Source organism: Anoxybacteroides tepidamans, from assembly GCF_014201465.1.
GTDB classification, from domain to species: domain Bacteria; phylum Bacillota; class Bacilli; order Bacillales; family Anoxybacillaceae; genus Anoxybacteroides; species Anoxybacteroides tepidamans.
The window spans coordinates 18,827-30,728 of the sequence record NZ_JACHEP010000003.1 but is presented as its reverse complement, the minus strand read 5'-3'; the positions used below and the strand labels follow the sequence as shown (position 1 = coordinate 30,728).

The following is an 11,902-nucleotide window of genomic DNA, read 5'->3' as shown; positions in this document are numbered from 1 at the left end:
CGAAAGCGAAAGCAGCAGTGCTAGCGAAGCAGAAGGCGAAAGAAGCGGGCCAAGGCGAAGCAGAGGAATCCTCTGACAGCGATGAGTTGGCCAAGCAAAAAGCGATTGCTGCTGCCAAGGCGAAAGCAGCAGCGGCCGCAAAGGCAAAAGCCGGGGCGCTAGCGAAACAGCAAGAAAGAAGCGAAGCGGCCGCAAGCGAAGAGGACATTGCCAAAGCGAAAGCAAAAGCGATTGCTGCTGCCAAAGCAAAAGCGGCGGCCGCAGCGAAGGCAAAAGCGGCAACTACAGGCGAGGCAGATGCGCCAAAACAAGCAGAAACGCCATCACCGAACCAGCCGCTTCTCGATAAATACGTCAAAGTCATTAAAGAACATCTCGGCGAAGACGTGTTAGAAGATGCGTATATTAATCGCCTTTCGAAAGATGTGCCGACACTCGTCGCGAAAAAAGATACATATTACAAAATCGCCGAGTTTTTAAAATATAATGAACAACTTGGCTTTGACTATTTATCGGAGCTGCATGGAACTGATTTCCAAACGCATATGGAAGTATACGTACACTTATATTCGTACAAAAACAATCACCCCGTGGCATTAAAAGTGAAAATCGACCGCGATCAGCCGGAAATCGATTCGCTCGTTCCGCTTTGGCAAGGGGCGAATTGGCCGGAGTGCGAGGCGTATGACTTATTAGGCATCCGCTTTAAAGGGCACCCGAATTTAATCCGCATTTTCTTAGGGGAACATTGGGTCGGCCATCCGCTTCGCAAAGATTACGAGCCGTATGATATGGAGGTGTAGCTGATGCTGCGAACGGAAGAAATGCTGCTGAACGTAGGACCGCAACACCCGAGCACGCACGGCGTCTTTCGCCTCGTGCTGAAAATCGATGGAGAAATTATTAAAGAAGCTACACCGGTAATCGGTTATCTTCATCGAGGAACGGAAAAAATTGCAGAAAATTTACAATATACACAAATCATCCCTTATACTGACCGCATGGATTATTTGTCGGCGATGACGAACAACTATGTCATCTGCCACGCGGTTGAAACGATGATGGGCATTGAAGTACCGGAGCGCGCCGAATATTTGCGCGTATTGGCGATGGAGCTCGGGCGGATTGCGAGCCATCTTGTCTGGTGGGGAACATATTTATTAGATATCGGTGCGATTAGCCCATTTTTATACGCTTTTCGCGAGCGGGAAATGATTATTAACCTATTAAATGAACTATCCGGAGCGCGCCTGACGTTCAACTATATGCGAGTCGGCGGCGTGAAATGGGATGCGCCGGACGGCTGGATTGAAAAAGTGAAAGAATTTGTGCCATATATGCGCAAACAGCTCGCCGGCTATCACGAACTTGTCACCGGAAACGAAATTTTTCGCCATCGCGTCATCGGTGTCGGCAAATATACGAAAGAAGAAGCGCTCAACTATTCGTTAAGCGGCGTTAACTTGCGCTGCACCGGCGTCAAATGGGATCTCCGCAAAAATGAGCCGTATTCCATTTACGACCGCTTTGACTTCGATATTCCGGTACGGGAAGAAGGCGACTGCTTCGCACGCTATGAATGCCGCCTTGCGGAAATCGAAGAATCGCTAAAAATCATTGAACAAGCATGCGAGCAATTTCCGAAAGACGGCGAAATTATGGCGAAAGTGCCGCGCATCATTAAAGCGCCGCCGGGAGAGGCATTCGTTCGCATTGAATCGCCGCGCGGCGAGATCGGCTGCTATATTGCGAGCGATGGAAAAAAAGAGCCGTACCGTCTCAAATTCCGTCGGCCATCGTTTTACAATTTGCAAATACTCCCGAAACTACTAAAAGGCGAAAATATAGCAAACTTAATTGCGATTCTTGGTGCGATTGATATTGTGCTCGGGGAGGTTGATGGTTGATGGAACAATTATTGCGCTCTGCGCCGAGCTGGACGAATGTGGCCATCTTTTTTGGGCTCGGTACGCTTTTATTGCTCGTTGTATTAGGGTTTGTTACGTACGGAATTTTAGCGGAACGAAAAGTGATGGGTTTTATGCAAGGGCGAATCGGTCCGAACCAAGTCGGCGGACGGTGGGGGTTATTGCAGACGGTTGCAGACGTTTTGAAGCTTCTTTTAAAAGAAGATACGATTCCGAAAGCGGCCGATAAACCGTTGTTTATTTTAGCGCCGATCATTGCGTTCGCCCCAGCATTTATGGTGCTGGCGACATTGCCGTTTACCGATTCGCTTCAGTTTGCCGATATCGGCGTCGGCTTGCTTTATTACATCGCCGTTTCCGGGTTGACGACGGTCGGCGTTGTGACTGGGGCGTGGGCGTCGAACAATAAATACGCGCTCCTTGGCGGCATGCGGGCAGCGGCGCAAATGATTTCGTATGAAATTCCGCTCGTCATGTCGGTGCTCGGTGTCATTTTGTTAACCGGAAGCCTTAATTTAAACGACATTGTCGAAGCGCAAAAACATGTGTGGTACATTTTTATCCAGCCGATCGGGTTTCTCGTCTTTTTGATCGCGTCAGTCGCGGAATTGAACCGGACGCCGTTTGACTTGCCAGAAGCGGAGTCGGAGCTTGTCGCCGGCTTCCACGTCGAATATTCCGGATTTCGTTGGGCGTTTTTTATGCTCGCGGAATACGTCTATTTCTTTGCGATGGCGACGCTTACAACCGTCTTGTTTTTAGGCGGCTGGCAGCCGGTCATGTTTCTTGATTTTATTCCGGGAGCTGTTTGGTTTTCGTTAAAATTTAGCTTTGTCGTATTCGTCTTAATTTGGTTCCGGTCGACGTTTCCGCGTTTGCGTGCCGATCAGTTGATGGAATTTGGCTGGAAAGTATTGCTTCCAGTCGCATTGGCCAATATTTTTCTTACCGCGCTCATCAAAAGCGTATTCTTTTAAAAAGGGGGGAGCATCGTGCTCGGCTTAGCGAAAGGTTTAAAGTACACCCTGAAAAATTTGACGAAGCAAAAAGTGACGTACGATTATCCGAATGAGCCATTGGCACTTCCGGACCGGTTTCGCGGCATCCAAAAATTTTACCCGGAAAAGTGCATCGTCTGTAACCAATGCGCGGCGATTTGTCCGACGGACTGTATTCAGCTGACCGGAAAAAAACATCCGGACCCGACGAAAAAAGGGAAAATCATTGACACGTACGACATTAATTTTGAAATTTGCATTTTATGCGACCTTTGCACCGAAGTGTGTCCGACCGAAGCGATTGTGATGACGAACAACTTTGAATTGGCGGAATATAGCCGTGACGCCCTGTTTAAAAACTTGGAATGGCTCGATGAAAACGATACGAATGTGCGAAAGGGGAATAAACCGTGAGCGGAGAATATGTTGCGTTTTTAGGGCTCGCATTGGTCGCGATTGCCGGCGGTGTCTTTATGTTAAACACAACGAAAGTGATGCATATGTTCGTGTCACTCGTGTTTACGTTTGTCAGCATCGCCGGTTTGTACGTTCTATTATCGGCAGAGTTTGTTGCAGCGGTGCAAGTGTTGATTTATTCAGGCGCGATTACGATTATCATGCTATTTGGCATTATGTTGACCCGCCCTAAAGAAGAAGGAAAATCGACGACGGGCGGATTTATGCGGAAGGCGCTCACCGCTTTGGCAGTGTTCGCGTTTGGCGCCGCGGTGTATCTTGGCATTTACCGCTTAGACTTTGGCGAACAAGCGACGCATCTTCATGAAAAAAATACCGAGCAAATCGGTATAGCGCTCTACTCGAAGTACATCATTCCATTTGAAATCACATCGGTCATTTTATTAGTTGCGCTTGTCGGGGCGATTGTGTTAGCGAAAAAAGAAGACGGGGAGGCGAAATCATGAGCACTGTTCCGTTATCTGCCTACCTTGTGCTTGCATTAATGCTGTTTTGCATCGGATTATACGGGGCGTTGACGAAACGAAATACAGTCATTGTCCTCATTTGTATCGAATTGATGCTCAATGCGGTCAACATTAACTTAGTTGCCTTCAGCAAATACGGCGTAAACCCAAGCATTACCGGGCAAATTTTCTCGCTATTTACGATTACGGTGGCTGCGGCTGAAGCGGCGGTAGGACTCGCGATTTTAATGGCGCTTTACCGCAATCGGAAAACGGTTCATATCGATGAAATGGATTCGATGAAACATTAATACAAATTATAATTATGAATATTCTGCGGAGCGTAATGGTGCTATCCGGATTCATTAAGTCTTTTGGTATGTATTGAAAATGAAAGAGGGCTAACGGGCCCTTTGACAAAAGGGGATTGTGATACAATGATGGAAAATGCTTGGATCATACCGCTTTTCCCACTTGTTTCTTTCTTCATTTTGCTTGTTGTCGGGAAACGAATGAAAGAAGCAAGCGCCTATGTCGGCATGGCCGCGACGCTTCTTTCGTTCATTGGCGCAGTCGCGGTGTTTGCGGAGCGCCTAAACGAACCGACGTATCAAGTAAAGCAAGTATGGTTTACGATCGGCAACATGAACATTACAGCCGGATTTGAAATCAATCCGTTAAATGCGCTCATGCTTGTCGTCGTTTCGCTTGTAAGCTTTCTTGTACATATGTACTCGAAAGGGTATATGCATGGGGATGAACGGTTTTCAGTGTTTTATGCCTATTTAGGCTTGTTTACGTTTGCGATGCTCGGCCTTGTCATTTCGGCGAATTTGCTGCAAACGTACATTTTCTGGGAGCTTGTCGGTCTCGGTTCGTTCTTATTGATTGGCTTTTACTTTTATAAAGAAGAAGCGAAAGCGGCGGCGAAAAAAGCGTTTATTATGACGCGCATCGGCGATGTCGGCTTATTGATCGGCATGATTTTACTGTTTTGGCAAACGGGAAGCTTTCAATATGACGACATTTTCGCCGCGGTCAAAGCAGGTAGCGTTTCCGAAACGATGATTACGTTATCAGCGATTCTCATCTTTATCGGAGCGGTCGGAAAATCCGGTCAATTCCCGCTTCATACGTGGCTTCCGGACGCGATGGAAGGTCCGACGCCAGTATCGGCGCTTATCCACGCAGCCACGATGGTCGCAGCCGGTGTATATTTAGTTGCTTCGCTTTTCCCGCTTTACGAAGCGAGTGAACCGGCGATGCTCACCGTTGCCGTCGTCGGCGGGTTTACTGCGATTTTTGCAGCATCGATCGGCTTAGTGCAGACCGATATTAAACGCGTGCTGGCATATTCGACCGTCAGCCAGCTCGGCTATATGATGTTGGCGCTCGGTTCGGGCGGATATGTCGCTGGAATTTTCCATTTAACGACGCATGCGTTTTTTAAAGCGTTGCTCTTTTTAGCAGCCGGAAGCGTCATTCATGCCGTTCATACGCAAGACATTGAGAAAATGGGCGGACTTTGGCGCAAAATGCCGTTGACAGCGCCGCTGTTTCTCATCGGGACGTTGGCGATCAGCGGAGTTCCGCTTCTTTCCGGGTTTTTCAGCAAAGATGAAATTTTAGTCGCTGCTTGGACGAACGGCCATGTCATATTGTTCTGGCTTGCGGTTGTGGCCGCGTTTTTCACCGCATTTTATATGTTCCGCTTATTTTTCCTTGTCTTTGGCGGAGATATGCGCGGTGACGCACACGATGTTCACGAGTCGCCGACGGTAATGACGATGCCGATGATCGTGCTCGGCGTGCTTGCGGTTGTGGCCGGTTACATTAATACACCATGGTTTGGCACGTTCCTTGGCGATTTCCTCACCGGCGAAACAAATGTTCATGAAGAAGCGCCGGCGTGGATTATGGTTGTGGCGACAGCAGTATCATTGGCTGGCATTTTTCTCGCGTGGCTTATGTATGGCAAAAAGTCGCTTTCAAGGGATTGGCTCAGCTCAAGAGCGCCGCTTACGTACAATGTGCTGTTCAATAAATATTATGTCGATGAGTTTTATACAATTACGGTCGGATATGCGACGAAAGTATTGAGCTTGTTTTTGCAATATGTCGACCGCTTTATCGTTGAAGGATTAGCCGGCTTGATCGCTTCTTTGACAAAAGCGATTGGAACGCTTGGGTCAAGATGGCAGAATGGGCAAGTTCAAATGTACGGAGCGGCGATGTTCATCGGCTTGACGATTCTTGTCGTCATTCTTGCGTTCACAGGGGGGTATTTATAATGAATGACACGTATTTTCTTTCGCTGCTCGTTTTCTCCCCACTGCTCGGTATTATATTGTTAGCGTTCGTGCCAAAGACACAAGAGCAGACGATTAAACTACTCGGCTTTTTGGCGACGTTGCCTTCGCTTATTTTAGCGCTGTTTGCGTTCGGACAATATTTGCGAGGCTATGACCTCAGCCGGCTTGCTGAAAAGCATGCGTGGATTCATTTCGGGAAGTTTTCATTCCTTTCAGAATCGACGTTTACGGTCGATTACGAGCTGAACGTTGATGGATTTGCGCTTGTGATGATCGTCTTAACAGCCCTTTTAGCGACGCTGGCGGCGGTCGCTTCCATTCATATTAAAAAAGAATGGAAAGGGTATTTCATGCTATTTCTTCTATTGGAAATCGGCATGCTCGGCGTATTTGCGGCTGGCAATCTCGTATTGTTTTTCATTTTCTTTGAAGTGACGCTCGTTCCGATGTTCTTTTTAATTGGGAAATGGGGCTATTTCGAAAAAGAAAAAGCGGCGTATAGCTATTTGCTGTATAACGGAATCGGTTCGGCGATTTTGTTGCTCGTCATTTTAATCTTATTTGCCCGCACTGGCACATCGAACATAGCGGTGTTGCAAGAGCTGCTTCGCGATCCGCAGGGGGCAGTGCAAATGATTGCGCCGATTTCGAACGATTTGCGCTACGGGCTATTCATTGCGCTTCTTGTCGCCTTTGGCGTCAAGCTGCCGATCGTGCCGCTTCATAGTTGGATGTTGCGTGTGCACGTGCAAGCGCCGCCATCGATTGTCATGCTGCATTCCGGCGTGCTGTTAAAAATTGGGGCGTTCGGTCTCATTCGTTTCGGAATGGGGCTATTTCCAGAGCAGTTTCAACGTTTCGCGACGCTCATCGCCATCTTAGGTGTCGTTAACTTATTGTACGGGGCCTTTTTAGCGTTCGTGCAAGAAGACTTTAAAATGGTGCTGGCGTACTCGAGTATTTCTCATATGGGAATTGTGTTGATCGGATTAGGGGCATTGAATGAAGCCGGCATTCAAGGAGCCATTTTCCAAGTCGTATCGCACGGCTTAATTTCAGCGCTGCTCTTCTTGTTAGTCAGCATTATGTACGAACGGGTACATACAACGATGCTCGATCATTTAGGAGGGCTTGCGAAAGCGATGCCGCTCGTTTCCGGTTTCTTATTGGCAGGGGCGATGGCTTCGCTCGGATTGCCGGGCATGTCTGGATTTATTAGCGAGTTTACCGCGTTTTTAGGCTTGTTTAAAGCGAAGCCGGCCATTGCGGCGGTCGGCACGCTCGGGATTATTATGACGGCGGTCTATTTACTGCGTGCGGTATTGAATATGACATACGGCACGGCGAAGCGCGGTGTAATCGAAGCAGCGGATATTCGCACGGTAGAGCTCGTTCCTGTGCTCATATTGCTCGGCTGCATCATTTTCATCGGCGTCTATCCGCACATTTTAGCGCAACCGCTCGAAGCAACGATTCAGACGATGATGAACGGGTTAGGAGGGTGAGAGACATGAGTTGGGACACGTTGATGCAATATAAATGGGGGGTTATGACGCCAGAGTTCATCGTTCTTGGCGTGGCGACCGCTCTCTCGCTCATCGACCTGTTAATGCCAAACGAGAAAAGCCGCCGACCGCTCGGATTGTTCGCCATTGCTGGCGTAATTGTAGCGATCGTTTCATTAATCGGCTTGCTTTCTGTTGATACGACGTCGATTTTGTATGATACGTTCCGCCTCGATGCGTTCGGAAAAGCGTTTAAGCTGCTGTTGTTAACAGGCGCTGCGCTCGTACTTTTACTTGCGATGGACTATCAGCCGAAAGAAGGCATGAAATATCAAGGCGAGTTTTATTACTTGTTTTTAACGGCGCTGCTCGGCGCGATGATCATGACATCGAGCGGCGATTTAATCACGCTCTTTGTCGGGTTGGAGTTATTGTCGATTTCTTCGTATATTTTGGCAGGGTTGCGAAAAGCGCATCGCCTGTCGAATGAATCGGCGCTGAAATATGTGATTAACGGGGGCATTTCGACGGCGATTACGTTGTTTGGGATGAGCTATGTGTTCGGTCTTACCGGTTCGACTAATTTGAAACAAATGGCGGTGCAGCTTAGCATGCTGCAAGATAGCGGACACCAATATGTGCTCGCGCTTGCGTTTTTAATGTTGTTCGTTGGCCTGTCGTTTAAATTGGCATCGGTTCCGTTTCATATGTGGGCGCCGGATGTATATCAAGGGGCGCCGACTCCGGCAACCGCTTTTTTAAGCGTCGTGTCGAAAACGGCGGGATTTGTCATCGTGTTGCGCCTGTTTATTACGTTGTTTGCCGCCGCTTTATCTCAAGGAAAAGAGCCGTCCTCGATGCTGTTGTCGATGCAAGACTACATCGCCTTTTTAGCGGGAGCGACGATGATCATTGGGAACACGGTGGCGCTCAAACAGCGCAACGTGAAACGCCTATTTGCGTACTCAAGCATTGCGCATGCCGGGTATTTGTTAGTCGGCTTTGCGGCAATGTCATGGGTGATGATCGATTCGATGTGGTTTTATTTAGCGGCATACTTATTGATGAACCTTGGGGCATTTGCGATTTTGCAAATCGTGACGGATGAGGCTGGCTCGGAAGACATCAGCCAATTTGCCGGCCTGTATCGCCGCCAGCCGCTATTAGCAGTCATGATGGGAATTTTCGTTTTGTCGCTTGCTGGCATTCCTGGAACGGCCGGGTTTATCGGGAAAGTCCATATCTTTTTAGGCGCGTTTGCGACTGAACCAGCGCATTACGTGCTCGCAGCGATCATGATTGCGACAACGATTGTTTCGTACGTGTATTATTTCGGGTTGTTTACGCAAATCTTTTTCCGTCCAGCTGCCCATCATGAGCCGGTGAAGGTGCCGCTTGGCGTAACGATTGTCATCGTTGTCTGTGCGCTCGGTACAATCGCATTCGGTATCATGCCGAGTTTGGCCTATAACTTTTTAGACCAATTCCAACATTTTGGCGATTTTCTTCGCTGACGGTACAATAGAAGGGGGGAATTTTTCCTCCTTCTTTTTTGCCGGGAAAGGAGTGATCAACGATGATGGCAGGAGTCGGGCAACAAGCGTTGTTAAGCATTATGTCCCACCTTTTTTTTATCGCGATTACATGGTGGGCGCTGCAAGCGGTGCGCATTGATCAAATCATCAAACCGAACCGTGTGTTTCAAGCGCGTCTATTTTATATTTTGTTGACGATCGCACTCGGCTCGACCGTTAGCAACTTTTTCTTAGACTATCTGCTTTGGTCGAAACAATTGCCGTTTCTTTTTCGGGGCGAATAATCGCCTCTTTTTTCATGGTTGAATTACTGTCTAGCTACGTTGTGAAATAACCTTCATTGATCGAAGTGACAAGCACTCCTCGTTAAAAGAACATTTTCCGTATGGTTCGGGGTCGTCACCTCCGCTTTTCGTTGTCGAAAAGGAAAAAATCTCTTTCTCATTTTGTCGAGCGTTTCCGTGTATGTTCGCTTCCAATCTGGCAACAATAACAGCTAAGGAGAGGAAGTGAAACGGGATGAAGAGAAACATATGGATGATTATGATCGTGCTCACCGTCTTGGCATTCAGTGAAGCAAAGGGGAACGAGCTGCTACAAGAGATGAATACAATGGCTCACGTGTTACAGAAAAATGGTGTGTCGATTCAGCAATGGACCATTTACACAAGGGAGTATACCCAAACGATAAAAAATAATTCGGCTTTTGCAAAAAAAGTCGATGAACTGAAGCAAGCTTTTCCAACATTTCAATGGATCGTCGACAAAGACGAACATGTTCAAAAAGTGACAGGCATCTATGAACATTCCTCGATGCAAGAAAAAATTCAACTCATTACTACCGTTGCAAACGAAAAGCCCCAAACATACATCCTCTATGAGTTAAAAGGATTTGGTTGGAGCGAAAAAATAAAGGAAAAAGCTGGTAATATAATAAGTCAAAAGTTATCACAACTCTTTACGAAACAGCCTGTATTTTTCTCTTGTGTAAAAGGGGAATTCAATGATAAGATGAAAGGTGTTTTGTTAAAACAAGCCTACCATCTTTTACATGAATTTAAGGCGACGCCAGTTGAGGCGCTTGAGGAAGAGGCGTTTGTTTCCGTTTCTGCATATACTGGGCAGTGGGAGAACGTTCTTCCGGCAAAAACATATCCAATGAACATACAGCTAGCTTTGAGAAGGACGGGATTGGGCGGCCAGACGACCGTTGTCGTTGGAACCCCGATCATTACAATTGAATATTAATATAGAGAAATTGGACGCGGAGGGGAATACGTTGGAAAAAATCATCGTCCGTGGCGGAAACCGGTTGAGCGGCACCGTAAAAGTCGAAGGAGCGAAAAATGCCGTCTTACCTGTCATCGCCGCAACCTTATTAGCAAGTGAAGGAAAAAGCATGATTCACGATGTTCCTGCTCTCTCCGATGTATATACAATCAGTGAAGTGTTGCGTTATTTAAACGCAGAAGTCACGATGGAAGGAAACCGAGTCGTTGTAGATGCATCCCGAGAGCTGAAATTAGAAGCCCCATTTGAATATGTGCGCAAAATGCGTGCCTCTGTTCTTGTGATGGGGCCGCTGCTTGCGCGAAATGGTCGTGCTCGCGTGGCATTGCCGGGCGGTTGTGCGATTGGCTCGCGGCCGATTGATCAACATTTAAAAGGATTTGAAGCGATGGGTGCTTCCGTGAAGGTCGGAAATGGCTTCATTGACGCTGAGGTGAATGGCCGGCTGCGCGGGGCGAAAATTTACTTAGACTTTCCGAGCGTCGGGGCGACGGAAAATATTATGATGGCTGCTGTGTTGGCGGAAGGAACGACCGTGATTGAAAACTGCGCCAAAGAGCCGGAAATCGTCGATTTAGCGAACTTTTTGAACGCGATGGGGGCGAAGGTGCGCGGCGCTGGAACGGGGACGATTCGGATTGAAGGCGTAGCCGATCTGCGCGGGGCGACGCATACGGTCATTCCTGATCGGATTGAGGCAGGTACGTTTATGGTGGCGGCGGCAATTACGGGCGGCAACGTTCTCGTTCAAGGAGCCGTTCCTGAGCATTTAAGCTCGTTAGTGGCGAAGCTTGAAGAAATGGGCGTGACGGTTGTTGAAGAAGAAAATGGCCTGCGTGTCATCGGCCCGGAAAAATTAAAAGCGGTTGATATTAAAACGATGCCGCATCCAGGATTTCCAACTGATATGCAGTCACAAATGATGGCGTTATTGTTAAAAGCGGAAGGCACAAGCATGATTACGGAAACGGTATTTGAAAACCGCTTTATGCACGTCGAAGAATTTCGGCGCATGAATGCTGATATTAAAATTGAAGGACGCTCGGTGATCATTAACGGCCCCTGCAATTTGCAAGGGGCGGAAGTGGCAGCGACCGATTTGCGCGCAGCGGCCGCGTTAATTTTGGCAGGGCTTGTCGCCGAAGGATATACGCGGGTGACCGAATTGAAGCATTTAGACCGCGGTTACGTCCGCTTCCATGAAAAGCTTGCGGCGCTTGGTGCAAACATTGAGCGCGTCCGTGAAGAAGAAACGGTATGGGAAGAAGCAAAAGTGACCGATTTAAACGTATAATGACGATAAAACGGCCGTCCGCTACATGTTGTAGCAATCGGTCGTTTTCATTTTTTTAACAAAAATAGACAGGCTGTGATATAATAAAAAGAAAAATGCATGTCGGAGAGGAGGAAT

At 47.8% G+C, this 11,902-nt stretch carries 12 protein-coding genes; all 12 read left to right on the top strand.

From position 1 onward, the window contains the following. Positions 1-803: NADH-quinone oxidoreductase subunit C (locus tag HNQ34_RS17430; RefSeq protein WP_246363825.1), on the top strand; the 803-nt coding region annotated here is incomplete at its 5' end. A 3-nt stretch (positions 804-806) separates the two neighbouring features. Continuing rightward, positions 807-1,907, top strand: a complete 1,101-nt coding sequence (locus tag HNQ34_RS05240) for an NADH-quinone oxidoreductase subunit D (protein ID WP_183252306.1) — start codon at positions 807-809, stop codon at positions 1,905-1,907. After that, positions 1,904-2,905 (top strand): NADH-quinone oxidoreductase subunit NuoH, encoded by a 1,002-nt coding sequence (gene nuoH, locus HNQ34_RS05235; RefSeq protein WP_183252304.1) that lies wholly within the window; start codon positions 1,904-1,906, stop codon positions 2,903-2,905. The genes HNQ34_RS05240 and nuoH overlap by 4 nt, the downstream gene beginning before the upstream one ends. Before the next feature lie 15 nt (positions 2,906-2,920). Then, positions 2,921-3,340, top strand: coding sequence for an NADH-quinone oxidoreductase subunit NuoI (gene nuoI / locus HNQ34_RS05230; protein WP_183252301.1), 420 nt, complete (start codon positions 2,921-2,923; stop codon positions 3,338-3,340). Continuing rightward, positions 3,337-3,849, top strand: coding sequence for an NADH-quinone oxidoreductase subunit J (locus tag HNQ34_RS05225; protein WP_183252299.1), 513 nt, complete (start codon positions 3,337-3,339; stop codon positions 3,847-3,849). The genes nuoI and HNQ34_RS05225 overlap by 4 nt, the downstream gene beginning before the upstream one ends. Beyond that, positions 3,846-4,160 (top strand): NADH-quinone oxidoreductase subunit NuoK, encoded by a 315-nt coding sequence (gene nuoK / locus HNQ34_RS05220; RefSeq protein ID WP_183252297.1) that lies wholly within the window; start codon positions 3,846-3,848, stop codon positions 4,158-4,160. The genes HNQ34_RS05225 and nuoK overlap by 4 nt, the downstream gene beginning before the upstream one ends. Positions 4,161-4,286: 126 nt before the next feature. Next, complete coding sequence (nuoL, locus tag HNQ34_RS05215; RefSeq protein ID WP_183252295.1) at positions 4,287-6,140, top strand: NADH-quinone oxidoreductase subunit L; 1,854 nt, start codon at positions 4,287-4,289, stop codon at positions 6,138-6,140. Further along, positions 6,140-7,666, top strand: a complete 1,527-nt coding sequence (locus HNQ34_RS05210; protein WP_183252292.1) for an NADH-quinone oxidoreductase subunit M — start codon at positions 6,140-6,142, stop codon at positions 7,664-7,666. The genes nuoL and HNQ34_RS05210 overlap by 1 nt, the downstream gene beginning before the upstream one ends. A 5-nt stretch (positions 7,667-7,671) precedes the next feature. Further along, the gene (gene nuoN, locus HNQ34_RS05205) at positions 7,672-9,180 is read left to right on the top strand and encodes an NADH-quinone oxidoreductase subunit NuoN (protein ID WP_183252290.1); all 1,509 of its coding nucleotides are present in this window, start codon (positions 7,672-7,674) and stop codon (positions 9,178-9,180) included. A gap of 62 nt (positions 9,181-9,242) precedes the next feature. Then, complete coding sequence (locus tag HNQ34_RS05200) at positions 9,243-9,485, top strand: DUF1146 family protein (protein WP_183252288.1); 243 nt, start codon at positions 9,243-9,245, stop codon at positions 9,483-9,485. A 235-nt stretch (positions 9,486-9,720) separates the two neighbouring features. Then, positions 9,721-10,449 (top strand): YwmB family TATA-box binding protein, encoded by a 729-nt coding sequence (locus HNQ34_RS05195; protein ID WP_183252286.1) that lies wholly within the window; start codon positions 9,721-9,723, stop codon positions 10,447-10,449. Between the two features lie 31 nt (positions 10,450-10,480). Next, the gene (gene murA, locus HNQ34_RS05190; RefSeq protein WP_183252285.1) at positions 10,481-11,785 is read left to right on the top strand and encodes a UDP-N-acetylglucosamine 1-carboxyvinyltransferase; all 1,305 of its coding nucleotides are present in this window, start codon (positions 10,481-10,483) and stop codon (positions 11,783-11,785) included. The last annotated feature ends 117 nt before the right edge of the window (positions 11,786-11,902 follow it).